At 71.9% G+C, this 24,138-nt stretch carries 18 protein-coding genes; 12 read left to right on the forward strand and 6 right to left on the reverse strand.

Going from position 1 to position 24,138, the window contains the following annotated elements:
- Positions 1–70: 70 nt before the first annotated feature.
- Positions 71–2,764 (forward strand): DNA mismatch repair protein MutS, encoded by a 2,694-nt coding sequence (gene mutS, locus WMF42_RS15150; protein WP_061606224.1) that lies wholly within the window; start codon positions 71–73, stop codon positions 2,762–2,764.
- Positions 2,765–2,799: 35 nt separating this feature from the next.
- Here mutS and WMF42_RS15155 read toward each other — a convergent pair whose 3' ends face one another.
- Both WMF42_RS15155 and WMF42_RS15160 read right to left on the reverse strand, forming a co-directional pair.
- The gene (locus tag WMF42_RS15155) at positions 2,800–4,845 is read right to left on the reverse strand and encodes an IgGFc-binding protein (RefSeq protein ID WP_437692632.1); all 2,046 of its coding nucleotides are present in this window, start codon (positions 4,843–4,845) and stop codon (positions 2,800–2,802) included.
- On the reverse strand, positions 4,845–6,887 hold the full coding sequence (locus WMF42_RS15160; protein ID WP_437692634.1) for an IPT/TIG domain-containing protein: 2,043 nt from the start codon (positions 6,885–6,887) through the stop codon (positions 4,845–4,847). Before WMF42_RS15160 ends, WMF42_RS15155 begins: the two co-directional genes overlap by 1 nt.
- A gap of 518 nt (positions 6,888–7,405) precedes the next feature.
- On the opposite strand from WMF42_RS15160, the gene rpsB reads away from it, so the two are divergent.
- From rpsB to WMF42_RS15175, 3 genes are all read left to right on the forward strand, one after another.
- Positions 7,406–8,245: a 30S ribosomal protein S2 gene (gene rpsB, locus WMF42_RS15165; RefSeq protein WP_049949882.1), complete on the forward strand. Its 840-nt coding sequence runs from the start codon at positions 7,406–7,408 to the stop codon at positions 8,243–8,245.
- Positions 8,246–8,508: 263 nt separating this feature from the next.
- Positions 8,509–9,459 carry a translation elongation factor Ts gene (tsf, locus tag WMF42_RS15170; protein WP_061606226.1) on the forward strand — a complete coding sequence of 317 codons (951 nt, stop codon included), beginning with the start codon at positions 8,509–8,511 and terminating at the stop codon, positions 9,457–9,459.
- A 9-nt stretch (positions 9,460–9,468) separates the two neighbouring features.
- The gene (locus WMF42_RS15175) at positions 9,469–10,413 is read left to right on the forward strand and encodes a polysaccharide deacetylase family protein (RefSeq protein ID WP_437692636.1); all 945 of its coding nucleotides are present in this window, start codon (positions 9,469–9,471) and stop codon (positions 10,411–10,413) included.
- Positions 10,414–10,442: 29 nt separating this feature from the next.
- On the opposite strand, the gene crcB is transcribed toward WMF42_RS15175, so the two are convergent.
- Positions 10,443–10,826 (reverse strand): fluoride efflux transporter CrcB, encoded by a 384-nt coding sequence (gene crcB, locus WMF42_RS15180; protein WP_437692638.1) that lies wholly within the window; start codon positions 10,824–10,826, stop codon positions 10,443–10,445.
- 205 nt (positions 10,827–11,031) lie between these two features.
- Positions 11,032–11,982, reverse strand: a complete 951-nt coding sequence (locus tag WMF42_RS15185; protein ID WP_437692640.1) for an ABC transporter ATP-binding protein — start codon at positions 11,980–11,982, stop codon at positions 11,032–11,034.
- Between the two features lie 112 nt (positions 11,983–12,094).
- Between WMF42_RS15185 and WMF42_RS15190 the strand changes: the two genes are divergently transcribed.
- From WMF42_RS15190 to WMF42_RS15205, 4 genes are read left to right on the forward strand one after another with little or no spacing between them, the layout of a single operon-like run.
- Complete coding sequence (locus WMF42_RS15190; RefSeq protein WP_061606233.1) at positions 12,095–12,382, forward strand: hypothetical protein; 288 nt, start codon at positions 12,095–12,097, stop codon at positions 12,380–12,382.
- Between the two features lie 18 nt (positions 12,383–12,400).
- Positions 12,401–13,234, forward strand: a complete 834-nt coding sequence (locus tag WMF42_RS15195; RefSeq protein ID WP_061606234.1) for a CheR family methyltransferase — start codon at positions 12,401–12,403, stop codon at positions 13,232–13,234.
- A 19-nt stretch (positions 13,235–13,253) separates the two neighbouring features.
- Positions 13,254–16,115 (forward strand): [protein-PII] uridylyltransferase, encoded by a 2,862-nt coding sequence (glnD, locus tag WMF42_RS15200; protein WP_437692642.1) that lies wholly within the window; start codon positions 13,254–13,256, stop codon positions 16,113–16,115.
- On the forward strand, positions 16,112–17,167 hold the full coding sequence (locus WMF42_RS15205; protein WP_437692644.1) for a tetratricopeptide repeat protein: 1,056 nt from the start codon (positions 16,112–16,114) through the stop codon (positions 17,165–17,167). The genes glnD and WMF42_RS15205 overlap by 4 nt, the downstream gene beginning before the upstream one ends.
- Before the next feature lie 132 nt (positions 17,168–17,299).
- On the opposite strand, the gene WMF42_RS15210 is transcribed toward WMF42_RS15205, so the two are convergent.
- Both WMF42_RS15210 and WMF42_RS15215 read right to left on the reverse strand, forming a co-directional pair.
- Positions 17,300–18,208 carry a ParB/RepB/Spo0J family partition protein gene (locus tag WMF42_RS15210; RefSeq protein ID WP_061606237.1) on the reverse strand — a complete coding sequence of 303 codons (909 nt, stop codon included), beginning with the start codon at positions 18,206–18,208 and terminating at the stop codon, positions 17,300–17,302.
- Positions 18,205–19,137, reverse strand: coding sequence for a ParA family protein (locus tag WMF42_RS15215; protein WP_061606238.1), 933 nt, complete (start codon positions 19,135–19,137; stop codon positions 18,205–18,207). The genes WMF42_RS15210 and WMF42_RS15215 overlap by 4 nt, the downstream gene beginning before the upstream one ends.
- Positions 19,138–19,671: 534 nt before the next feature.
- Here WMF42_RS15215 and WMF42_RS15220 point away from each other — a divergent pair.
- From WMF42_RS15220 to clpX, 4 genes are all read left to right on the forward strand, one after another.
- Positions 19,672–19,836 (forward strand): hypothetical protein, encoded by a 165-nt coding sequence (locus WMF42_RS15220; protein WP_061606239.1) that lies wholly within the window; start codon positions 19,672–19,674, stop codon positions 19,834–19,836.
- Positions 19,837–20,085: 249 nt separating this feature from the next.
- Positions 20,086–21,378 carry a trigger factor gene (tig, locus tag WMF42_RS15225; protein WP_437692647.1) on the forward strand — a complete coding sequence of 431 codons (1,293 nt, stop codon included), beginning with the start codon at positions 20,086–20,088 and terminating at the stop codon, positions 21,376–21,378.
- Positions 21,379–21,624: 246 nt separating this feature from the next.
- Positions 21,625–22,269, forward strand: coding sequence for an ATP-dependent Clp protease proteolytic subunit (locus tag WMF42_RS15230; protein ID WP_012235778.1), 645 nt, complete (start codon positions 21,625–21,627; stop codon positions 22,267–22,269).
- Positions 22,270–22,766: 497 nt separating this feature from the next.
- Positions 22,767–24,023, forward strand: coding sequence for an ATP-dependent Clp protease ATP-binding subunit ClpX (gene clpX / locus WMF42_RS15235; RefSeq protein WP_012235779.1), 1,257 nt, complete (start codon positions 22,767–22,769; stop codon positions 24,021–24,023).
- The last annotated feature ends 115 nt before the right edge of the window (positions 24,024–24,138 follow it).

A 24,138-nucleotide genomic window follows, 5' to 3' on the forward strand; every position in this document is an offset into this window, starting at 1 on the left:
ACAAAAACCGCGAAGTCAACGCGCGCATCCCGCGTAGACCTCATCGGGCGTCGAGACTAAGACGCCGGCGATGCATCCGTCCGAGCAGCCCGCGGCCAGGAAGAAGCTGACGCCGGTGATGCGCCAGTACGAGGAAGCGAAGGCGCTTCACCCTGACGCGATCCTCTTCTTCCGGATGGGCGACTTCTACGAGATGTTCAACGACGACGCGGTCCTCGTCTCGCGCGCGCTGAACCTGACCCTCACGAGCCGCAACAAGGGGGAGCCCGAGGAGATCCCGATGGCCGGCGTCCCGCACCACGCGGCGCACGGCTACATCGCGCGGCTCCTCGCGCTCGGCCACAAGGTGGCGATCTGCGAGCAGTGCGGGGATCCCTCGAAGATCAAGGGGCTCGTGCCGCGGCAGGTGGTGCGCGTCGTCACGCCGGGGCTCGTGACCGACAGCGAGCAGCTCGACGCGCGCGCCAACCACTACCTGGCCGCCGTCGACGGGGGCGGCGCGCCCCGCGGCGACGGCGGCGCGACGGGCGGGCCGTACGGCCTCTCGCTGCTCGATCTCTCCACGGGCGAGCTCTCGGCCACCTCCATCCCGGACGCCGCGACGCTGCTCGCGGAGCTCGCCCGGGCCGACCCGCGCGAGGCGCTGATCGCCCGGGATCTGCCCGACGTCCGCGCGGCCGCGACGTCGCTCGCCTGCCGCGCGGCGCTGCGCGACGACGACGATCTCGACAGCGCGCAGATCGCGTCGATCCTCGACGACGCCGCGCTCGAGCCGATCTCGGCGGCGGCGCTGGCCGAGCACCCGCTCCCGGCGGTGCGCGCGGCGGCTCGGGCGCTGCGCTTCGCGCGCCGCTGCAGCCCGGGCGCGCGCATCCCGGTGCGCCGCATCGCCCCGCACGACACCTCGGGCACGCTGCGCATCGACGAGACGGCCCAGTCGCACCTCGAGCTCGTGCGCGCCGCGGACGGGGGCCGCCGCGGCACGCTGCTCGACGTCGTCGACTGCACGGTCACCCCGGGCGGCGCCCGCCTGCTGCGCCGCCGCCTGCTCACCCCGCTCGCCGACGTGGCGGGGATCCGCAGGCGCCTCGACGAGGTGGAGCTCTTCGTCTCGCACCCGCGCGCCCGGGGCGAGCTGCGGGAGGCGCTCGGCGGCGTCGGCGACCTCGAGCGCCTCAGCGTCCGCGCGCTCCTCGGCGAGGCGACCCCGCGCGACCTCGGCTGCCTTCGCGACGGCCTCACGGCGGCCCCGGCGGCGGTCGCCGCGGTGCGGTCGATCCCCGACCTCGGCAGCGCGGCGGCGGAGCCGCTGCTCGCCGAGGCGGCGGCGCTCGATCTCGCCGCCGACGTGCGCGCCGAGCTGACCGCCGCGCTGATCGAGCGGCCGCCGCCCAACGCGCGCGAGGGCGGCATCTTCCGCGAGGGGTACGACAAGGAGCTCGACGAGGCGCGGGCCGTGGAGAAGAACGCGACCGAGCTCATCCTCGCGCTCGAGGCGAAGCTCCGCTCGCAGACGGGCGCGCCGTCGCTCCGGGTCAAGTACACGCGCGTGTTCGGCTGGTACATCGAGGTGACGCGCGCGCACGTCAGCAAGGTCCCGGAGACCTTCCGCCGCAAGCAGACCGTCGCGACCGGCGAGCGCTACACGAGCGACGAGCTCGACGAGCTCGCCGACAAGATCGAGCACGCCGGGGCGCGCGCGCTGGAGCGGGAGACGGCGATCTTCGAGCGCCTGCGGACCCTCGTCGCGAAGAGCGAGGGCCGGCTCCGCGCGCTCGCGCGCAGGCTCGCGGCGTGGGACGTCGCGGCCGCCCTCGCCGACGTCGCCCACCGCAACGACTACGTGCGGCCGCACGTCACCTCGGGCGAGGCGCTCGCGATCCGCGACGGCCGCCACCCGGTGGTCGAGCGCTTCGCGGCCGCGGGGCACTTCGTGCCGAACGACACCCGCCTCGACCTCGCGGGCGAGCGGCTCTGGCTGATCACAGGCCCCAACATGGCGGGCAAGTCGACGCTCATGCGCCAGGTCGCGCTGATCGTGGTGCTCGCGCAGATGGGCAGCTACGTGCCGGCGCGCGAGGCGGAGATCGGCCTCGTCGACCGGATCCTCTCGCGCGTCGGCGCGAGCGACAACGTCGCGCGCGGCGAGAGCACGTTCATGGTCGAGATGCGGGAGACGGCCGAGATCCTCCGCGACGCGACGCGGCGCTCGCTGGTGATCCTCGACGAGATCGGCCGCGGCACGAGCACCTACGACGGCCTCGCGATCGCCTGGGCGGTGGCGGAGCACCTGTTCGAGGCGGTCGGCTGCCGCGCCCTGTTCGCGACGCACTACCACGAGCTGACGGAGCTCTCGGCGCGCGCGCCGGGCATCGCCAACTACTCGGTCGCCGCGCGCGAGCACGGCGACGACGTGATCTTCCTCCACAAGCTCGAGGCGGGCCCCGCGAGCCGCAGCTACGGCGTGGCGGTCGCGCGCCTCGCGGGCGTCCCCGAGGGGGTGCTCGCGCGCGCCCGGGCGATCCTCGCGGCGCTGGAGTCGGGCGCCGCGCTGCCGGGCGGCAAGCACGCCTCGCTGCGCGGCCGCTCGCGCTCGGGCGCCGCGCAGCTCGACCTCTTCGTCCCGGCGCAGGCGGCGGTGCCGCCGGAGCAGGCGGCCGTCATCGAGACGCTGCGCTCGGTGGACGTCGACCGGCTCGCGCCGCTCGACGCGCTCAAGCTCGTCGTGAAGCTGAAGGGGCTGCTCGGCAACGGCGCGAAGTGACGGGCGGCGCGAGGCGACGGTGACCGCGCGCCGGCTCAGTCCGGCGCCGCGATCTCGCGGAGCTCGGTGCCGCCCGCGTACGCGTAGCTCACGAACGAGTCGAACCCCGTCACGAGCAGCCCCACGGGCGCGGAGGCCGCGATCCGGTGCACGCCGTCGCGCTGCCTCCCGGGCAGCACGTTGTCGGGCGCCTGCTTCTCCGGATCGATCGTCGCGAAGCCGAGCTGGCACCGGTACACGACGAACGGCGGCGCGCCGCGCCCGCGCTGCTCGTCCGTGAGGCCGTCCGCGGGCGCGATCTCGCACTCCTCCGCCCCGAGCTTCACGCCGTCGAGCTGCACGACGGCGGACGGCGGCGCGATCACGGAGATGAAGTCGAACGCGTACTTGTCGGGCGTCAGGAACACGTAGTCCTGCCGGAACTGCTCGACGGGCGGCAGGATGAGGAGGCTCGGGTCTCCGCCCGGCAGGCCCTGCCTGACCCCGGTCGCGTTCTGGCTGGCCATGATCTGCGACACGATCACCGGCTCGGAGCTCTCGATCAGGAAGTCGCCCCACGCCGTCACGTCGTGGAGCTGGCCCAGCGAGGACAGCGTGATCCGGTCGTCCGGCGGCGGCAGGGTCGTCGTGATCTCGGCGCCCTTGCTCGTGGCGGCCACGATCCTGACGTACTCCGGCTCGGGCACGATCTCGATGCGCGCGCCGGCCTCCTTCACCGTCTGCGACCGGTTCGGCGAGTGCGGCACGGCGAACCGCTTGCCCGTCGCGCGGATCGGGTCGAGCTGGTCCTCGAGGTGGTCGGCGCAGCAGCGCCGGTCCGCGAGCGTCCTGAAGTGGGGCGCGTCCGACGCCTCGCCGCCGGTGAACACCGCGATCGGCTGGTCGGCCTTGATGATCGATCCGGTGAAGTCCGCGTTGAACCCGCCGGTCTCCAGGTTGAGCACGTCGAACGCGCCGAGCTCGACCTCGATCGACCCGCTCGCCGGCGTCTCCGGCACGGGCCCGCCGCCGACCACCTTCGCCGTCGTCTGCACCTGCACCTTCGTCCCGTCGCGCGTCCCCACGATGGTCAGGAACGCCCGCAGGTCGATCGGGTTCAGCGGGTTGAAGTTCGTGTCCGGGTCGTCGGTGCTCGCGATGGTCTGCGGCCACCCGGTCACGACGTACGCGGTCGACATGACGCCCGGGTTGTAGGTCAGCGCCTCGCGCGGCTTCAGGAGCGACGCGTCGTTGGAGAACACGTTGACGTTCTCCAGCGGGTTGAACTGGTACGCCACGACGGGGAACTTCGACGTGATCTTGTACGCGTGGCGCGTGAGCGCCGTGTGCGTGCCGGTGTTGAACTCCCCCTCGGGGCTGCCGTCGACCTCGCGCGGCCCGAGCTTGAACACCTGGAGGTAGAGCGGCGCGATGATCGCGCTCGCGATCTCCACGGGCGCTGGCGGATCGCCCGGCGCGCCGTCGTCCTGGAAGATGTGGACCTCGTTCGGCACGTCGGGCTGCGGGTTCGAGATCACGACAGCGAACTGCTGCGCCGCTGCGTTGCTGGTCGCGTCGATCCGCGCGTTGTCGAGATCGACAGCCCAGTACTCGCACCCCACGTTGCTCCGCTCGACCTCGGCGACGGCGCAGAGCGGCAGGCAGCTCCCGCCCCGGCACGCCTCGCCGGCGCCCGTGTCGCACGTGTCGAGCACGCCGCCGAAGCTGCCGTCCGGCTCGCACGTCACGACCTCCTGTCCCCGGCATGTCGTCGTGCCGGGCACGCACGGCCTGCATCCGAGCTCCACCGACGCGCACACGAGCTCCTGGGCGGCGCAGTCGTCGACCGTCACCCAGGCCGGCCCCGCGCCGGTCTCCTCGCAGCGCGCGAGGACCACGCCGCACCGGATCTCGCCGGTCGCGCACGGCGGCGGGGGCGGCGGCTCGTCGGGGATGTCGCCCCACCGCGTGCCGCGGTCGAAGCAGCTCGGCGAGAGCGCGAGCCCGAGCAGCGCGGCGACCGTGAGGGCCGCGGCCGCCGCGGATCGTCGCGCGCGGCGCCCTACCCGGCGAGCGCGCGTGGTGTGGACCGGCTTGTTCATCACAGGTGCGCGCTGAAGCTGTCGAGGGAGTACGCCGCCATCCCCTGCGGCGTGAGCTGCCGGTAGACGAGCTTGCCGTAGTCGAAGCCGTCGATCCGCGCCCCGTACACCCCGACGGTGATCGGCCCCGGCGGGATCGCGCCGTTGTCGATCCCGAGCTGCCGGATGTCCGGCACCTCGATCGCGTGCGATCCCGCCGGCACGGCGATGGTCCACCGGATGAGCCCGTTCCCGCTCGCGATGTCGTAGACGCTGAGGTCGACGGGCGCGCCCGCGCTGAACGTGGTGGCCAGGTGCGCGCCGTCCCAGGCGCGGTTCTGCGCCGGCGTCTCCAGGGTCGGCACGCCAACGAAGTCGCCGACGCGCACGGGCTCGCTCGTGGTGGTCGAGAGGATCCGACCGACGACGGACAGCGGCGTGAGCCCGGCCTGGCCGGTGACGGCGCGCGCCGAGGAGTGGTAGCTCGCGCCGAGCAGATCGCGGGTGAGCGGCGGGACGCCCACGAACGTCAGCCTCCCGTCGAACGGGATCAGCGGGCTCTGGGCGCCGATCGGCAGCGTGGCGAACCCGTCGTTGCCGATCATCAGCGACACGTTCGCCTGGATGCGGTCCGGCCCCTTGGGGCCCTTCGTGGGCGCGGTGACGTCCATCGCGAGGGCGTGATCGAGGGGCTGGTTCATCCGCACGAACACGTCCCTCGTCACCTCGCCGGGGAGCGCCGGGATCCCGCGGACGATGCCCATGGCGTACGCCGTGAACCGCGGCGGGACCACCGATCGATCCTCGAGGCCCGCCAGCGCATAGAGCGAGCGGTTGCCGGGGGCGAGGTACATCGTGAACCCGTGCCCGAGGTCCCCCGGCGTGGTCGGGGTGATCGCCTGGATCGCGGACGGCAACTTGAAGGTCGCGAGCGGATCGCTCCCCGTCGTGAACACGTACGCGACCTGGCGCTCGGTCTCGCGCTGCGGGGTCGGGACGTTGCTCCACGCGGCGCCGCCTGGGTCCAGCGACTCGTCCCAGACGAGCTCGCCGTCGATCACCCCGGCCGTGCCCACCTTGCCGCCGACAGGCGGCGGCGGATCGCCGGACGCGCCGCAGGCGGGCGTGAGCACCGGATCCAGGTACACGGTCGCCGTGTCGACAGGCACATCGACGAACGAGATCGGGCTGTGGCACGTCGCGGCGACCGTGACGGTCCGCGGGGCGTCGAGCGAGGCGTCCTCGAACACGGCGACGCCGGACGCGTCCGCCTCGCCGATGATCGCGGACGTCAGGCTGCTGCCCACGACGACGCGCGCCCCCGGGATCGGGTCGCCGGTGAAGTTGTTGTAGACGAGGACCCTGAGCCGCCCGGCGAGCGGCGCGCCGCTGAGCCCGCCCTTGTAGCCGTTCGTGCTGTCCTCGTAGGTGTAGCCGTCCAGCAAGAGGATCGTCTCGCCGCCGGTGGTCACCGCGATCGTCTTCGCGCCCGGCGTTCCCCGGGGCACGGTGCATACAAGCCGGGTCGGCCCCTCGACCGCGAGCGACGTGCACGGCTTCTGATCGATCCTCGCGATGGTCGTCGCGTCCCATCGCGTCCCTTGTCCGATGAGCTCGATGGTCGTCCCGCCGGAGATCGGCCCGCTCGACGGGGACGCGTACAGCGCGTCGTAGACGTAGCCGCCCGGCAGCGCCCTCCGGGTCGACGTGTCGTCGCCGTTCTGTGCGACGAGCTCGACCGGCCCTGCCGCGCCCGGGGGCGCGACCACCTGGACCCGGCTGGGATCGATCGGCACGATCGCGGACGGATCGACCTCGACGTCGCCGAACCAGACGCGGACCCTGGAGCTGAAGCCGTTCCCGTGGAGGAGGACGCGCTGGCCCCCGTTGAACGGCCCGTGCGTCGGGTCGGCGCCGAGCAGCGCGTGCGGATCGGCGCTCGGCAGCCCGGCGCTGGTGGACGAGGCCGTGGCCTGCGGGTCCACGCCGAAGTCGCCGCCGCCTCCGTCACCGTCGGTCTGCCGGCGGATGCCCTCGGGCGCCGAGGCGATGCAGGCGGACACGACGGCGAATCCTGCGCAACATGCGGAGAGCGAGGCGAAGCGTGCTGTAAGAAAGGCGGTTCGCACGGGCGGAGTGTACGTCATCGTGGAGGCCGGGACACGGCGCGGCACGGAGCGCTCGCCCGCGCCGCGCGCCCCCCCGCCCGCTGTCGGAACGCGTCCAATCCAGGGCGAAACGACCGGAAAAGCGCGGGCAGCTCGCGGGAACCTCGCGGGAACATGGACCGCTGGCGCGGCGGCGCCGCCGCTTGACAAGCGGGACGCATCGGGGTAGCAAACCGCCCCCTCGTGCGGTCTCGTGACGAGGGGGACAGCAGAGGTTGAATCCTCGCTGTCGCTGCGAGCAAATCCACACGCTCTCCTGGCACCCACGGCATTCCGCGACCCGGTGCCCCATCGACACGGACGCTCCTGTCCGTGCGTGGGGTTGGTCGCGGGAGGGGGAGCGGCGGACCAACCGAAAGGACACAGCCGTGACTGATACCAGCTATTCCGAATCCGCTCCCGCGGCCGACACCATGCAGGCCGTTGCCCCCCAGCCGGGGGATTTCCCGCTCCCGCTGCGCTCGCTGCTCGACGCCGGCGTGCACTTCGGCCACCAGACGAAGCGCTGGAACCCGAAGATGCGGCCGTTCATCTACGGCGCGCGCAACGGCATCCACATCATCGACCTCGATCAGACGACGCGGCTCTTCAAGCGCGCGTACGACTTCCTGACCGACGCCGTCGGCCGCGGCGGCCACGTGCTGTTCGTCGGCACGAAGCGCCAGGCGCAGGACATCGTGCAGGAGGAGGCCCGGCGGTCGGGCATGTACTTCGTCACGAACCGCTGGCTCGGCGGCACGCTGACCAACTTCCGGACGATCAAGCAGGGCCTCGATCGCCTGCGCACCCTCGAGCGCATGAAGGAGGACGGGACCTACGAGCAGCTGCTCAAGAAGGAGGTCGTCCGCCTCGAGAAGGAGCGCGAGCGGCTCGAGAAGTACCTGGGCGGCCTCAAGGGCATGGGCGGCCTGCCCGCGGCGATCTTCGTGATCGATCCGCACCAGGAGTCGATCGCGATCAGCGAGGCGCGCAAGCTGAACGTCCCGGTCGTGGCCATCACGGACACCAACTGCGACCCGGATCTCGTCGACTTCGTGATCCCTGGCAACGACGACGCCATCCGCTCGATCCGGCTGATCACGGCCCGCGTCGCGGACGCGTGCGTCGAGGGCGCGCAGCGCCGCAAGGACCACGGCGAGGGCGCGCACGGCTCGCAGCCTCCGGCCGGCGGTCGCGGCCAGCGCGACGAGATCAACGTGTACCAGGGCGGCCGCGGCGGCCGCGGCGGTCCGCGCCAGCAGCAGGCGTCGTAGCGGCGGCGCGAGCCGCATCGAAGCGGCCCGACGGCCCAGGGGCCGGGAGGTGGAGCGATGTCGCCGCCTCTCGCCCCGGATCGGAGACCGCAGCGCGCCGAGGGCGCAGGGACAGAAATGCGAATTTCATTTCTCTGCGCCCTCTGTGCTTCTGCGGTCCGATCTGCGCATCGCGCGGGCGCTCGTGGTCATCAGTCTGAAGTGCGATGAAGAGGGGCCGCTCGACGCGGCTCCTTCCTATCTAGGTTGAAGGAGAAAGAGCCATGGCCGGCATCAATGCGCAGGCGATCAAGGAGCTTCGTGAGCGTACCCAGGCGGGGATGAGCGACTGCAAGAGCGCCCTCACGGAGGCCGAGGGCGACATGGAGAAGGCGGTCGAGATCATCCTCAAGAAGGGTCTCGCGAAGAGCGCCAAGCGGGCCGGCGCGTCCGCCACCGAGGGCGAGGTTCGCGCGGCGGTCGCGGCCGATCGGCGGAGCGCGACGATGGTCGAGGTCAACATCCAGACCGACTTCGCCGCGCGCAACGACGCGTTCCGGCAGTTCGTCGGCGACGTGCTCGCCGCTGTCGAGAAGGCGCCCGAGGGCGCGGACGTGAGCCAGCTCTCGATCGGCGGCAAGTCGATCGCCGACACGGCGACCGAGCTGACCGCGCGTATCGGCGAGAAGGTCGCGGTGCGCCGCTGGGATCGCGTGTCGATCCCGGAGGGCAAGTACGGCGTCGCGCACGCGTACGTGCACCTCGGCGGCAAGATCGGCGTGCTCGTGGCGGTCGAGGCGTCGAGCCAGGCGGTGGCGGAGCACCCCGAGGTGCAGAAGTTCATCGACGAGACGGCGATGCAGGCCGCCGCGATGAGCCCGCTCGTCCTCCGTCGCGACGAGGTCACGGCGGAGCTGAAGGCGAAGCAGCAGGAGATCTTCGAGGGGCAGCTCCGCGAGGATCCGAAGCCGAAGCCGGAGTCGGCGTGGCCGAAGATCATCGAGGGCAAGTTCAACAAGTGGTACTCGGAGGTCGCGCTCCTCGAGCAGGAGTCGGTCGAGGCGGCGTCGCGCGGCGTGTCGGGCCAGACGATCGACAAGCTGCGCGAGGCGGCCGCGAAGGCGGCCGGCGGCGAGCTCACGCTCACGCGCTTCGTGCGGTACGAGCGCGGCGAGGGCATCGCGAAGAAAGAGGACGACTTCGCCGCCGAGGTGGCGAAGATGGCCGCGAGCTGACGCGGTCCGATGCGGGGGCGCCTCGCCGCCGTCTCGATCGACCTCGACGAGGTCCCGAACTACCTCGCCCTCCACGGCCTCGCCGTCCCGGGTCGTCCCGGGGCGGCGGCCGCGCTGCACGCGGTCTATGACGCGGCGCTGCCGCGTATCGCCGACTTCGCTGCTTCCCACGGCATCCCTGTCACGCTGTTCGCGATCGGCCGCGACCTCGCGCGCCCGGAGAGCGCGGCGGCCCTGCGCGCGCTGAGCGACGCGGGCCACGCGGTCGAGAACCACTCGTACGGGCACCGCTACGACCTGTCGCGGCTCCCGCGCGCCGCGATAGCGGCCGACGTCCTGCTGGGCGCCGAGGCGATCGCGGAGGCGGTCGGGCGTCGTCCGACGGGCTTCCGCGCGCCGGGCTACACAGTGAGCGACGCGCTGTTCGACGCGCTCGACGCTGTCGGGGTCGCGTTCGACTCCTCGGTGTTCCCGTGCCCCCCGTACTACGCCGCCAAGGCCCTCGTGATGGGCGTGCAGCGCGCGCAGGGGAGGGGCTCGGCGGCGATCCTGGACACCCCGCGCGTGCTCGCGGCGCCGCGCCGCCCGTACCGGCCGGGGCGACCGTGGTACCGGCGCGGCGGCCGGCGCTTCGTCGAGCTGCCGATCCAGGTGACGCCCGGGCTCCGGCTGCCCGTCATCGGCACGAGCGTGGCGCTCGCGGGCGCGGTGGGGGCTCGGTGGCTCGCGCGCGCCTGCGCCGGCGAGGCGCTCGTGAACCTGGAGCTGCACGGGATGGATTTCCTCGACCGGCGCGACGGCCTCGAGGCGCTCGCGCCGTACCAGCCGGAGCTCCGGGTGCCGCTCGGCAGGCGGCTCGATGCGCTGGGGGCGTTCGTGGCGGAGACGGCGCGGCGAGGGGCGAGGTTCGTGCGGCTGGACGAGGCGGCCGGGGAACGCCGGCTCGTGGGGTGACCCGGGGGGGCGCACCGTCATCGGCACAACTAGCTCGGGACGAGTCGCTTCGCGACGATCATGCCAAGGGCGCCGGCGAGAAGGCAGCCGACCAGCGTGATCATCACGTTGGCGAGCCCCGCTGCCCACGACTTGTACTGGATGAGCCTGAGCGTCTCGTTGTTGAAGCTCGAATACGTGGTGAAGCCGCCCATGAGACCCGTGCTCAGGCTGAGGCGGAGCGTCGGCGACATGAGCTCTGTCGCCGCGGCGATCTCGCCGATCGCGCCGAGCAGGAACGACCCGAGCACGTTGACGGCAAGCGTGCCATACGGGAAACCGGCGCCGAAGCGCTGCTGGCACCACGTCGAGAGCCCGTAGCGGGCGAGCGTGCCAGCCGCCCCGCCGAGGCCGATCCAGAACCACCGATCCATGGGCCCAGCTTAGCGCGCAGGTCGCCACACTTGCGCTCGTCGGCAGCTCCCTCGCGCCCTTCCCGCCGCTGGCCCAAGGCTCGCCGGGTGAAGCGCCGCTTCAACACGACAGGCCCCTGCCGCCCCGATCTGCACGGCACGATCCCCCGAGCGGCTCCCCGCCTCAGGAGCGCCGCGCCCGTCAGCAGCAGCGCCGCGCTGCGGCCTACTCCGCCGCCTTCCTGAACTCGATGACCTGCCCGCCGTCGCCCTTGCCGCTGTCCGCCAGCGCCGGCCGGTTCACCCGCGAGATATGATCCGGCGCCACGCCGGCCGCCGCGATGAACTGGCGCGCCTGCTCGTTGTCGCCCGAGGCCAGCTCGTCCGGCGTCCCCGACGCCACGACCCGCCCCTGGATCACGAGGAACGCCTGGTGCGCGATGCGGAACGTGCTCGCCATGTCGTGCGAGATGACCACGCTCGTCACCTTGTAACGCGCCCGCGTCTCCTCGATCAGGTCGTCGACCATCCGGCTCGTCAGCGGATCGAGCCCGCTGGTCGGCTCGTCGTAGATGAGGATCTCGGGCTCGAGCATCAGCGCGCGCGCCAGCCCCACGCGCTTGCGCTGCCCGCCCGACAGCTCCGAGGGCATCCGGTCCTCCTTGTTCTCGAGGCCGAGCGAGTTCAGCATGCCCACGACCTTGTCGCGGACGTCCTTCTTCGACATGTGCTTCCGGTGCTCGCGCAGCGGGAACGCCACGTTGTCGAAGATCGTGAGCGAGTCGAGCAGCGCCGCGTACTGGAACACCATGCCGAACCGCTGGCGCATCCGGTTCATCTCGTAGTCGTCCAGCGCGCCCATATCGACGCCGTCGACCCAGATGTGCCCGCTGCTCGGCCGCTCGAGCCCGATGAGCAGCCGCAGCAGCGTCGTCTTTCCCGCGCCCGACCCGCCGATGATCACCGCCGTCTCGGTCCGCCGGAGGTGCATGGTGATCCCGTGCAGCACCTTCGTCGGCCCGAACGATTTCTTGATGTCGTCGACGAAGAGGTGGTCCTCCGGCAGCCAGCCCGGGGGCATCTCGAGCGCCTGCTGCGCGCCCCCCGGCGCGGCCTCGGTCCCGTTCCCGGGAGGCCGCCCGTTCCGGGGGGGCTGGCTGGGCGGCCTTCTCGACATCGGCGCGTCACGCTACCACGGAGGGGGCCCCCGCAGGACGGCGATCGCCTTGCATTGCCGTAAGGCGCAGCACGCGCTTGACGCGGCCGGGCGTGGGACGGAAACGTTGCTCATGACCGACGACATACTCAAGGCAGCCCTCGACACGGCCGAGGCCAAGATCGACAAGGACGGCTGGGCCGAGCTCCCCGAAGGGCGGCTGCTCACGCTCTACGTCGCCCATGAAGGCGTGTCGCTCCCGGTGACCAAGATCGAGGCGGTCTCGAGCGTGGGCGGGCTCCTGAAGGCCCGCAGCACCAAGGGCGAGACGTTCGTGCTCGCGCTGAAGGACGTGTTCGCCATCGCCCTCGACGGCGGCGGCAAGGGAGCGCAGACCAGGAAGGCCGGCTTCCTGGGCTGATCGCGGCGTCACCTTCGTATGGGCAGATCGCCGAGAGCGGGGGGAGGTCCTGGGGGGCGGGCCGCCGAGCGCGCCGTCGACCTGGCGCTCGCCGAGCTGCAGCGCCGGTTCGGCCTCGGCCGCAGCCTCGCCGCCCCCGGGTGGGTGCGCGAGCGGGTCCTCGCCGTCCTGAGCGGCGTCGCCGCGCGCCACGGCGTCTCCCCGCTCGCGGCCGCCGAGCGGCTGCACGACGACAGGGTGGCCTCCGAGGAGATCGTCAGCGCCCTCCGCGTGGGCGAGACGCGGTTCTACCGCGATCCCATCATCTGGGAGGCCATCGTCTCCTCGGTGCTGCCCAGGCTCCCGCCCGACCTCCCCATCGCCGGCCTCTCGGCCGGCTGCAGCACCGGCGAGGAAGCCTATACGCTGGGGATGATCCTCGCCAGCGCCGGCCGCCGCTTCAGCGTGCTCGGGGTCGACCGCGCCCCGGCGGCGATCGAGGCGGCGCGCGAGGCCGTCTACTCCCCGGAAGCCGCCGAGCAGCTCCCCCCGGCTCTGCTTCAGCGGTACTGTGAGCAGAAGGGCGGAGCGCTGCACGTCTGCCAGAAGCTCCGCGACGTCGTATCCTTCGAGGTCTGCGACCTGGTGCACGCCGTACCGAGCGGCGGTTTCCAGATCATCTTCTTCAAGAACGTGCTCCTGTATCTCGCTGAGCCGGCCGGCGACGCGGTGGCCCGCCGCCTCGCGGCCGAGCTCAGCCCGGGTGGGCTGCTCTTCTCGGCCGCGAGCGAGGCGCCGCGGCTCTGCAGCGCCGGCCTCACCTCGGTCAGGGTGAACGCTCACGTCACCGCCTTCCGCGCCCCGGGCTCCTGAGAGAGCTACACCACATCGAATGAGCTTCGACCTCTCCCCCACGTCCAGGCCCAGCGGGCTCGCCGAGCTCCGCGCCGCCTACGCGCGCGAACGCGCGGGGCTCGACCGCACCGTGCCGAGCGGCCCCACGCCCGCCGCGGATGCCTCCGCGCTCGGGGTCGCGCTCGGACGGCGCCACGCGAAGCTGCTCGACGACCTCCTGGCCCGCCTCTTCCACCTGCTGCGCGAGTCCGGCACGCCGGGTCGCGCCGCGTGGGATTCGGTCGCGATCGCCGGGGTCGGCGGCTACGGTCGCGGCTCCGTCGCGCTGCGGAGCGATCTCGACGTGCGCATCCTCGCCCGCGACGCCCAGCGCGCCGGCGCCATCGCGGACGCGCTGCTCTACCCGCTCTGGGACATGGGGGTCACCGTGGGGCACCAGGTCGTCACCATCGACGACCTCGTCGAGGGCGCGCGCGAGGATCTGCCCACCGCGACGAGCCTGCTCGACTGGCGGCACGTCGTCGGCGACGCGTCGCTGTCCGAGTCGCTCTGGCAGCGCGCCGCGATGGGCATCTTCGCGCACTCGGAGCTGCCCCGCTTCATCGAGCGGCTCGGCAAGGAGATCTCGCAGCGCCACGAGCGCTTCGGCGGCTCGGTCTACCTGCTCGAGCCCGACGTGAAGAACGGCGCGGGCGGCCTGCGCGATCTCGACGTCGCCCGCTGGGCGGCGAAGGCGCGCTACGGCGTCGGCGAGTTCGACGCGCTGGTCCGCTTCGGCGCGCTCGTCGCCCGCGAGGCCGAGGAGATCCGCGGCGCCGCGGAGATGCTCTGGCGCATCCGCAACCTCCTCCACGCCCACTCCGGGCGGCGGACCGACCGGCTCACGTTCGACGAGCAGGAGCTGTGCGCGGGCGCGCTCGGCTACAGCAAGGGCGCGGGGCCTGCCGGCGACGGCCAGAAGGCCGCGCCGTCTCCCGACGAGCCCGCCGTGTCGCCCGAGGCGATCGAGCGCATGATGAGCGACTACTACAGGAGCGCGCGGACCATCTCGCGCGCCCTGGACGTCATCGTCTCGCGCGCCACGCCGACGCTGACGCGGCGCCGCCGCCGCGACGAGGATCTCGGCCGCGGCGTCCGCCTCTTCGACGGCTGCATCACGATGAGCGATCCGGATCTCCTCCAGACCGACCCGGCCATCGCGCTGCGGCTCGTGTCCGAGGCCGTCGAGCGCGGCGTCCCGCTCCTGCCCTACGCCCGCGGGGCGATCGTCCGCGCCGCCGGCGATCCGGCGTTCTGCGCGGCGCTCCGCGAGAGCCCCGAGGCCGCCGAGCGGTTCCGGACCCTCGTCGCCACGTGCAAGGAAACGTCGCTCCAGAGCGGCTCGGTCGTGCGTGAGCTGCACGACCTCGGCCTCCTGCTCGCGATGATCCCCGAGTTCTTGCCGGTCGTCGGGCGCGTCCACCACGACGTCTACCACGTGTACACGGTCGACGTGCACTCGGTGGCCGCTGTCGATCGGCTCGCGGCGCTCGTGCGCGGCGAGCTCGCGGGCGAGTTCGGCCTCCCGTGCCGGCTCGCCGCCGAGGCGACGCGGCCGACGATGCTGTTCTTCGCCACGCTCCTGCACGACGTGGGCAAGGCGATCGGCGGCACCGATCACAGCCGGCGCGGCGCCGAGATGGCGAGGAAGATCCTGGAGCGGCTCGGCTTCCCTCCGGAGGACATCGACGAGGCGTGCCACCTCATCCTGAAGCACCTCGTCATGTACCTCATCGCGACGCGGCGTGATCTCGACGACCCCGCGACGATCTCGGAGTTCTGCCAGGAGGTGCACGGCCGCGAGGGGCTGCGCGACCTCTACCTGCTCACGGTCGCGGATCTGTCGACCACGAGCCCCACGTCGATGACGTCGTGGAAGGCGCGGATGCTCGACGAGCTGTACCTCTCGGCCGACGCGGCCCTGCGCGGCGCGCGCGAGGACGGCGGGCCGCTCGGCGTCGACGATCAGCGCATGGCCCGCGCCATCAGCGACACGGTGGGCGCCCTCGAGGACATGCCGGCCGCGAGCGAGGCGGAGCGGCGCGCGCAGCGAGACTTCCTCGCCCGCTACCTCGCGTCGATGCCCGAGCGCTACCTCCTCGCGAACAGCCCGGTCGCGATCGCCGCGCACGCCGAGCTCGCGCGGCAGCAGCAGGGCGACGGCAACAGCGTCTCGGTCGCGCTCGTGCCGTCGCGGCACCCGGAGGCCGCGGAGCTCTGCGTTGTCGCGCCGGATCGCCCCGGCCTGCTCGCGGCGATCACGGCGGCGCTCGCCGCCTCGCGCCTCGAGGTCCACGCCGCGCAGATCCACTCGCGCGCGTGCGACGACCAGGGCCTCGACGACGGCGGCGCGATCCGCGCGCGGGCGAGATCGTCCCCGCCGGCGGGCGTGCGACTCCAGGCGGTCGACCTGTTCTGGGTGCGCGACCGCGGCGAGGGGGTAGGGGGCGTGGCCCGCGCGATCCCGAAGCTCATGGCCGACATCCAGGCGGCGCTCACGGGCCAGATCTCCGGCGCGGAGCTCGCGAAGAAGCGGCGGGGCGGCGCGCTGCGCGAGCGCCCGACGCCCAAGGTCCGGACGCAGATATCCATCGACGACCGCGCCTCCCACCACACGGTGATCGAGGTCCTCACGCGCGATCGCCCCGGCCTCCTGTTCGCGGTCTCGGACGCGCTCTACCAGCTCGGCCTCTCGATCTCGGTCGCCAAGATCAACACGGAGGGGACGCGCGTGGCCGACGTGTTCTATGTGAGCGAGGCGGACGGGACGAAGATCTCGAACGGCAAGCGGATGCAAGAGGTCGAGGAGCGGCTCCATGCGGTGCTCCAGGGCCTGGACGGCGAAGGGAGTGTCGTATGAACGAGAGGTGGTTGTCGCGCGCGGCGTGGGCGAGGCCCGTCGCTCATCGGGTGGTTGTGGCGGCGGCGGTCGCGGCGGTCGCGGCGTGCGCCACAGCGTGCGGTGGAGCGCAGGAGCCCCCGCGCGAGCAGCTCTTCGCCGATCCGCCCGAGGGCAGCGACGCGGCGACGTCGAAGGGCGCGTCGTCCACGGCGCTGGATCGGGGCGTCGCGTACATCAAGAACGAGCGGTACGAGGAGGCGAAGCAGCACCTCCTCCAGGCGATCGAGCACGAGCCTGGCAGCGCCGAGGCGCACTACTACCTCGGGCTCGCGCGCGAGAAGACGAACGACCGCGCCGGCGCCGAGGCGTCGTACAAGAAGGCGCTGGCGAGCGACCCGAAGCTCGAGGCCGCCTCGCTGAACCTGGCGGCGCTCTACCTGGACGAGCCGCCGCGCCCCGACGAGGCGATCGCGGTGCTCACGAAGGCGATCGAGCAGACGCCGGACCGGGCCGCGCTCCACCAGAACCTCGGCTACGCGTACGGCCTGAAGAAGGACGTCGCGAACGCGAGCAAGCACTACGAGGCGGCGCTCAAGGCCGAGGACACAGCGGCCACGCGCTTCGCGTACGGCGCCATGCTGTTCGAGGCGAAGGAGCTCGACCGGGCTGCCGCGGAGCTCAAAAAGGCGCTCGCCGCGACCGGTGACGACGTGGCGACGATCGCCACGATCGGGCGGATGCTCGGGCCGGCGAAGGCGTACGCGGACTGCGTGGCGGCCTTCGACCGCGCCATCAAGCTGAAGCCGGAGGCCGAGTTCCACGTGCGCCGCGGGACGTGCCGCCACGAGCTCGGCGACGAGCCGGGGGCGCGCGCGGACTACCAGGCGGCGATCAAGGTGGAGCCGCGGTTCGCGGCCGCGCACTACTACCTCGGCCTGTCGTTCCTGGCCGACCGCAAGCCGCAGAGCGCGCTCGCGGCGCTCACCGAGGCCGGGAAGCACGGCGGCGACACCGAGATCGGCAAGCGCGCCCGCGCCAAGGTGAAGGAGCTCAGCGCCAGGCTCAAGTGACGCCGTCGCGCGGCGGCCGCGCGCCGGAGCGCCGCGCCCGGGCCAGCAGCGGGCGCCGCGCCAGCGTGCGGCATCGATCGAGCGCATCGCGCGCAGCCGGCGCCGGGCAGGCGCCCGCCCGCGCGCGGAGGCTCACGCGCCCAGCAGCGCGATGATCCTGTCCAGCTCGTCGAGCGAGCCGTACGTGATGCCGAGCTCGCCGCGGCCCCCCTGGTCGCGGACCTCGACGCGGGTCCCGAGCCGGCGCATGAGGCGCGCCTCCAGGTCCTTGATCGCCGGCGACTTCCCCGCGCGCTTCTTCTCGCCGGGCTCCTCGCCGTCCGTGGCCCCCCGGGCCTCCTTCTCCTTCGCCGCCTTGATCAGCGCCTCGACCTTGCGGACCGGGAGCTTGCCGTGGACGGTCCGCTCGGCGACGTCGGCCATCACCTTGTCGCTCGGCGCACCGAGCAGCGCCCGCGCGTGACCCTCGCTGAGCTCGCGCGAGATCACCATGGTGCGGATGCGCGGCGGCAGCCGGAGGAGCCGGAGCGAGTTGACGATCGTCGTGCGGTCCTTGCCGACGCGCTCCGCGAGCGTCTGGTGCGTGTAGCTGTGCTCGCGCAGCAGCCGGTCGAACGCCTCGGCGATCTCGATCGGGTTGAGATCGGCCCGCTGCACGTTCTCGACCAGCGCCAGCTCGAACGCCTCCTTGGGGGAGACGTCCTTGACGACGACGAGCACCTCCCGGAGCCCCGCGCGCTGCGCCGCGCGCCACCGCCGCTCGCCCGCGATGAGCTCGAAGCTGTCGTTGCTGGACTGCGTCCTGCGCACGATGAGCGGCTCGATGAGCCCGTGCTCGCGGATGCTCCCGGTGAGCTCCTCGAGCTCGGTCTCGTCGAAGTGCTGCCGCGGCTGCCCCTTCTGCGGCACGATCTTCTCGATCGCGCACACGAACACGCTGCGCCCTTCGGCCGCCGTCGGTGTCGCCGGCGGCGCCGCCGGGAGCAGGGCGTCGAGCCCCCGTCCGAGCGCGCGTCGCGCCCCTTTCTGATCGGCATTCATGATCTGGGTCGTGCGTCCCTCTCGCGCGCTCCGGTGGTGGGCGGGGGTGAGGGCTCGGCCTGCGGCTCCGCCTGGGCGGCGTCCCCGCGCTGCCGCTTCTTCGGGTCCGCGGCGGCGGGCGCGCCGTCCAGGATCTCGCGCGCGAGGCTCAGGTAGCCCTGCGCGCCCTTCGACTGCGCGTCGTAGAGCAGCGCCGGCTTGCCGTGGGACGGCGCCTCGCTGAGCTTCACGTTGCGCGGGATGATCGCGTCGAACACGCGGAAGTGCGCCCTCACCTCGTCGGCCACCTGGTGCGTGAGCGAGTTGCGCCCGTCGAACATCGTGAGGACGACGCCCTCGACCGTGAGCTCCGGGTTGAAGGCGCTCCGCACCCGGTCGATGGTCGCCATGAGGTGCGTCAGCCCCTCGAGCGCGTAGTACTCGCACTGGAGCGGCACGAGCACCCGGTGGGCGGCGGTGAGCGCGTTGAGCGTCAGCAGGCCGAGCGACGGCGGGCAGTCGAGGACGACGAAGGCGTACCCCTCGAGGTGCGGGCGCAGCGCGTGCCGCAGCCGCACAGCGCGATCGTCCGCGTCGACCAGCTCGAGCTCCGCCGCGACGAGGTCCTGGGTCGCGGGCACCACGTCGAGCAGCGGCACCTCGGTCGCGACGACCGCCTCCTTCAGCGTCGCCCGCCCGATCAGCACGTCGTAGAGCGACAGCTCGAAGCTCCCGCGCCGCACGCCGACGCCGCTCGACGCGTTCCCCTGCGGATCGCAGTCGACGAGCAGGGTCCGGCGCTCCGCCGCGGCGAAGCTCGCGGCCAGGTTGACCGAGGTCGTGGTCTTGCCGACGCCCCCCTTCTGGTTGGCGACGGCAAAGACGACAGGCGAAGGCTTGGGGGCGGAACCGGTCTTGCCGGGCGCGCCCCCCTCGTTGGGCGATGGCATCGTGCTGTGTCGCGTCCGACCCGGCTGCTTACACGACCCCCACCGGCACGTCGAGAGATGCGGCGCCTCGGCCTGCTGGTTCGACCGGACGCGCGCGTCCGGCCCAGCGCGCCGTTCGCTCGCCGGATTGTTGGCCTGAACGGCGGGGATGTATACAGTGACCCACATGTCGCTTGATGTGGTCAAGGGTGAGCGCGCAGCGGGGCGGTCGATCCGCGGGCGCGCCTCGAGGCGGGGCCGTTGCTTCGGCCTCGGTGGGGCGCTGCTGGCTTGCGGCGACTCCGGCCCTGTCGACCGCGTCCTTGCCCGCGCGTTCTGGTGCGACGGGCGCGCGCCTGCGTTGCTCGCGTCTGCGCAGGTCCTCGTGCTTTCGCCTTCGCTTCAACGCAGGTCGGCGACCGGCTCGCCCCGTCGTCTGCCCTCGACGCGCGTCGAGGGGCAGCGCTGACCGCCCCTGGATCTACGGACGTGATGCCCAGCTTCGCCGAGCAGACCGACGCCCCGACGTCGCCTCGGCACATGTGAGGAGGACAGATGCCGCTTCCCAAATCGTATCAGAACTTTGCCGAGTTCGAGCGGGAGATTCTGCGCCCGAACCGCGTGGGCTTCTCGCTCGAGGACATCGTCGAGGACGAGGGATCCTTCGACGCTGAGCTCGATTTCGAGAAGGATCCCTTCGACGTCTCGGACGACGATTGAGCGCGGCCGGCGCGTCGCGGGTGAGCCTCGTCGCTCCCGCTCGCGCCCCGCGCCGCCCGCTGCGCCGCGACGCCGTCGACGACGGCGCGCCGCGCGGCGATGCACATCAGCTTGCACGATCCCTCCCGGGATCCGAGCCCCGGCGGCCGCCTCTCCGCCGGGGCTCCTTTTTTTCAAGCAGCGTCCTGTCGCTCGTCTTGACCCCCCCAGCGACGCGTGGCACGAGTGCCGCCCTTCGAAAAGAACGCCATGCAAGTCAACGTCGAAAAGCTTTCTCCCGTGCTGATGGAGTTTCAGGTGGAGGTCCCCGCGGACCGCGTCCGGAGTGAGGTCGACAAGGCCTATTCGGCGCTCCAGCGGACGGCCCGGGTCCGGGGCTACCGGCCTGGCAAGGCGCCGCGTCAGGTGCTCGCGCACCTCTACGGCGGCCGCATCCACGCCGATGTCGCCCAGCGGCTCGTGGACGCCACGCTGAACCAGGCGCTCGCCGACAAGCAGGTGCAGCCCCTGTCTCAGCCGGCGATCGCGCCCACCGAGCTCCGCCCCGACGACACGTTCTCCTACAAGGCGCGCTTCGAGGTCCGCCCCGACATCGCCGAGGTGAAGTGGGAAGGCTTCGAGGTGAAGCGCCCCTCGACCACGCCGTCCGAGGAGATGATCGACGCCGAGATCACCGCCCTGCGGCGCGAGCACTCGACGCTGCAGGCGCCTGAGCCCGAGCGCCCCGCGGCCAAGGGCGACATGGCCACCATCTCCTTCACCCTGGAGATCGGCGGCGCCCTGCGCGACACGAAGGAGCAGGAGATCGAGACCGAGCTCGGCAGCGGCCAGATCTTCAAGGAGATCGAGGACGCCCTGCACGGGATGACGCCCGGCCAGTCGAAGGACGTCCAGGTCACGTTCTCCGAGCAGCACTCGAACGCGGACCTCCGTGGCAAGGAGGCGATCTTCCACATCACGCTGAAGGACCTGCGCGAGCGCATCTTCCCGGAGGTCGACGACGAGTTCGCGAAGGACTGCGGCGAGGAGAGCCTCCCCGCGCTCCGCGAGTCGGTGCGCAAGAAGCTCGAGAAGGAGCTGACGCAGCGGGCGAGCGACGCGGTCGCCGAGCAGCTCGTGATCGAGCTCTGCAAGGCGAACCCGATCCCGGTCCCGCCGTCGCTCGTCGATCAGCAGGCGCAGCTCGCCGAGCGCGAGCTGCTCGCGACGGCGCGCCGGCAGGGGCAGCGGATCGATCCGACGCCGGAGTTCCGCGCGCGCGTGCGGCTCGACGCCGAGATGAAGGTCCGCGCGGGCCTGGTCATGGCCGAGATCGCGAAGGCGAAGCAGGTCAAGATCACCGAGGCCGACCTCGAGAAGGGCTACGAGGAGCTCGCCGAGCAGACGGGCAAGAACGTGGCGAAGATCAAGGCGGAGTACCGCGAGCCCCAGAAGCGCGAGCTCTTCGCCGGGATGATCCTCGAGGACAAGATCCTCGACATCATCGAGGCCGCGTCGAACGTCACCGAGGCGGACCCGCCGCAGCAGCCCAGCGGCGCCTGATCCACCCCGGCCGCGACGGCCGACAGGGGCGCGGCGCCCTCGCCGCGCCGCGCCGCGCCGCCCCTCCTCCGACGACATCGATCACCTCCAGCGCGCTGCGCGCCGGCGCGGCGCGCGTTCCGTGCGTTGCCCGGCGAGCGGTCGACGATTCCGGTAACCTCGGGCGCGTTCGGTCTTGCGATCGGACGCAGTCTGGCCCAGGAGTAGAGCCCCTGCCGCGCGGCAGGAAACCCCCCGGAGCACCGGATGACCCGACGAGTCGAAACCCGCACCCAAGCCATCGAGTTTCTCGAACGCGAGAAGGCCTACATCCTCCCGACGGTCACGGAGGTGACCCACCGCGGCGAGCGGGAGTGGAACATCTTCAGCCGCCTCCTCAAGGATCGCATCGTCTTCATCGGCACGGAGATCGATGATTTCGTCGCGAACGCCGTGATCGCGCAGTTCCTCTTCCTCGAGAGCGAGGATCCCGAGAAGGAGATCCAGGTCTACATCAACAGCCCGGGCGGCGTGGTGACGTCGGGCCTCGCGATGTACGACACGATGCAGTACGTGCGTTGCCCGGTGTCGACGATGTGCATCGGCCAGGCCGCATCGATGGGCGCCGTGCTGCTCGGCGCGGGCCGCAAGGGCCGGCGCTTCGCGCTGCCGCACGCGAGGATGATGATCCACCAGCCGCTCGGCGGCGCGCGCGGTCAGGCGACGGACATCGAGATCCAGGCGCGCGAGATCAAGAAGATCAAGGAGACGCTGATCGACATCCTCGTCGACGCCACCGGCAAGAACCGGGACGAGCTGGCGAAGGACATCGAGCGCGACTTCTACCTGAGCGCGACGCAGGCCAAGGAGTACGGCCTGATCGACGAGGTCTTCCCGAAGCGGAACAAGTAGGTGCCAGCGCCCCCTCGGCTGGCGGGCGTGCTCTGGCGGAGGGCCGGTGCGGAGCGGCGTCGAGCCGCGGCGCGACGTCGCGCTGCGTGGCGACGCCGCGCCGCGCAGCGGCGCCACGTCCGCGGCGCGCAGGCGCGCGGAGCTGCCGGGCGCGGCACGGTCGCGCGCGGTCGCGGAGCGCGCGGCGGCGTCAGCCGATGGGCTCCGGTGCCCTCGCCCGACCCTTGGCTTTCCCCGCAGCGCACGGTCTCATCTGGGGCTCGCGCCGGGGCGCCATCGGGCGATTCCCTGACTTCGGCCACAGGCTGGAGACCACCCCCGTTAGCTTGCGACGGTACGGGCACCGGACTAGAATCCGAGCGCGGCGTTTGGCTGCGCATCGCTGAAAATCCAGGGGACGGTGGAAGCCGTGCCCCTCTCAAGTTGGCGGGGCCGCGACGGCGGAACCCCACCTCTCGTTGAAGCGGCGGCGTCGGCAGACCGCACTGAGGGTCGAAGTGGAGCGAAGGCGGGACGATCACTCGAATGGCAATCTAAGCTGCTCTTTCTGCGGCAAGTCGCAGAAAGAGGTGAAGAAGCTCATCGCGGGCCCCACGGTGTACATCTGTGATGAGTGCATCGGGCTCTGCAATGACATCATCGCGGAGGAGGTCGAGAAGGACGAGCCGTACGCGGGGTCGACCCCGGTGCCCAAGCCCGCCGACATCAAAGCGACGTTGGATGAGTACGTCGTCGGCCAGAACCGCGCCAAGAAGATCCTCGCTGTCGCGGTGCACAACCACTACAAGCGCATCGACAGCCGGGTCTCCTCCGACGACGTGGAGCTGTCCAAGTCGAACATCCTCCTGCTCGGCCCGACGGGCTCGGGCAAGACGCTCCTTGCGCAGACGCTCGCCAAGATCATCAACGTCCCCTTCGCCATCGCGGACGCGACGACGCTGACCGAGGCCGGCTACGTCGGTGAGGACGTCGAGAACATCATCGTCCAGCTCCTCCAGAACGCGGATCACGACGTCGAGCGCGCGCAGCGCGGCATCGTCTACATCGACGAGATCGACAAGATCAGCAGGAAGAGCGACAACCCGAGCATCACGCGCGACGTCTCGGGCGAGGGCGTGCAGCAGGCGCTGCTCAAGATCATCGAGGGGACGATCGCCAACGTCCCCCCGAAGGGCGGCCGCAAGCACCCGCAGCAGGACTTCCTCCAGGTCGACACGACGAACATCCTGTTCATCTGCGGCGGCGCGTTCGTGGGGCTCGATCAGATCATCCAGCGGCGCATCGGCCAGAACACGCTCGGCTTCGGCGCGGACATCAAGGCGAAGAAGGACTTCAAGCTGGGCGATCTGCTCAGCGTCGTCCAGCCGGAGGACCTCCTCAAGTTCGGGCTCATCCCGGAGTTCATCGGGCGCTTGCCGGTCGTGGCGACGCTCCACGAGCTCAACGAGGAGGCGCTCATCGACATCCTCACGAAGCCGAAGAACAGCCTGGTGAAGCAGTACCAGAAGCTCTTCGAGATGGACGGGGTGAAGGTCAAGTTCACCCGGGGCGCGCTCGTGGCGGTGGCCCGCCAGGCGCTCGAGAGGAACAGCGGCGCGCGCGGCCTGCGCGCCATCCTCGAGTCGGCGATGCTCGACATCATGTACGACGTCCCGTCCCGCACCGGGATCAAGGAGGTCGTCGTGAGCGAGGACGTGATCGTCAAGCACGAGCCGCCGCTCATCGTGTACACGAAGGAGGCGGAGCTCGCGTAGCGCTTGCTCCGGGGGGCGCGGCCCAGGGCGCTCGGCGAGAAGCCCGCGCCAAGCCGAAGCGCGCCTCGCCCCCGAGAACCGCTCTTCCAGCGCGCCGGCGCCGCGCGCGTCCTCA

Source organism: Sorangium sp. So ce176 (assembly GCF_051519835.1).
In the GTDB taxonomy this organism is placed as follows: Bacteria; Myxococcota_A; Polyangia; order Polyangiales; family Polyangiaceae; genus Sorangium; species Sorangium cellulosum_G.

Excerpts from the sequence above, each read along its gene's own strand:
- tsf (WP_061606226.1), top strand. The coding sequence starts at position 8,509 with ATGGCCGGCATCAATGCGCAGGCGATCAAGGAGCTTCGTGAGCGTACC.
- WMF42_RS15155 (WP_437692632.1), bottom strand. The coding sequence starts at position 4,845 with ATGAACAAGCCGGTCCACACCACGCGCGCTCGCCGGGTAGGGCGCCGC.
- WMF42_RS15205 (WP_437692644.1), top strand. The coding sequence starts at position 16,112 with ATGAACGAGAGGTGGTTGTCGCGCGCGGCGTGGGCGAGGCCCGTCGCT.
- WMF42_RS15175 (WP_437692636.1), top strand. The coding sequence starts at position 9,469 with ATGCGGGGGCGCCTCGCCGCCGTCTCGATCGACCTCGACGAGGTCCCG.
- WMF42_RS15210 (WP_061606237.1), bottom strand. The coding sequence starts at position 18,208 with ATGAATGCCGATCAGAAAGGGGCGCGACGCGCGCTCGGACGGGGGCTC.
- mutS (WP_061606224.1), top strand. The coding sequence starts at position 71 with ATGCATCCGTCCGAGCAGCCCGCGGCCAGGAAGAAGCTGACGCCGGTG.
- glnD (WP_437692642.1), top strand. The coding sequence starts at position 13,254 with ATGAGCTTCGACCTCTCCCCCACGTCCAGGCCCAGCGGGCTCGCCGAG.
- tig (WP_437692647.1), top strand. The coding sequence starts at position 20,086 with ATGCAAGTCAACGTCGAAAAGCTTTCTCCCGTGCTGATGGAGTTTCAG.
- crcB (WP_437692638.1), bottom strand. The coding sequence starts at position 10,826 with ATGGATCGGTGGTTCTGGATCGGCCTCGGCGGGGCGGCTGGCACGCTC.
- WMF42_RS15220 (WP_061606239.1), top strand. The coding sequence starts at position 19,672 with ATGCCGCTTCCCAAATCGTATCAGAACTTTGCCGAGTTCGAGCGGGAG.
- WMF42_RS15230 (WP_012235778.1), top strand. The coding sequence starts at position 21,625 with ATGACCCGACGAGTCGAAACCCGCACCCAAGCCATCGAGTTTCTCGAA.
- rpsB (WP_049949882.1), top strand. The coding sequence starts at position 7,406 with ATGCAGGCCGTTGCCCCCCAGCCGGGGGATTTCCCGCTCCCGCTGCGC.
- WMF42_RS15185 (WP_437692640.1), bottom strand. The coding sequence starts at position 11,982 with ATGTCGAGAAGGCCGCCCAGCCAGCCCCCCCGGAACGGGCGGCCTCCC.
- WMF42_RS15215 (WP_061606238.1), bottom strand. The coding sequence starts at position 19,137 with ATGCCATCGCCCAACGAGGGGGGCGCGCCCGGCAAGACCGGTTCCGCC.
- WMF42_RS15195 (WP_061606234.1), top strand. The coding sequence starts at position 12,401 with ATGGGCAGATCGCCGAGAGCGGGGGGAGGTCCTGGGGGGCGGGCCGCC.
- WMF42_RS15190 (WP_061606233.1), top strand. The coding sequence starts at position 12,095 with ATGACCGACGACATACTCAAGGCAGCCCTCGACACGGCCGAGGCCAAG.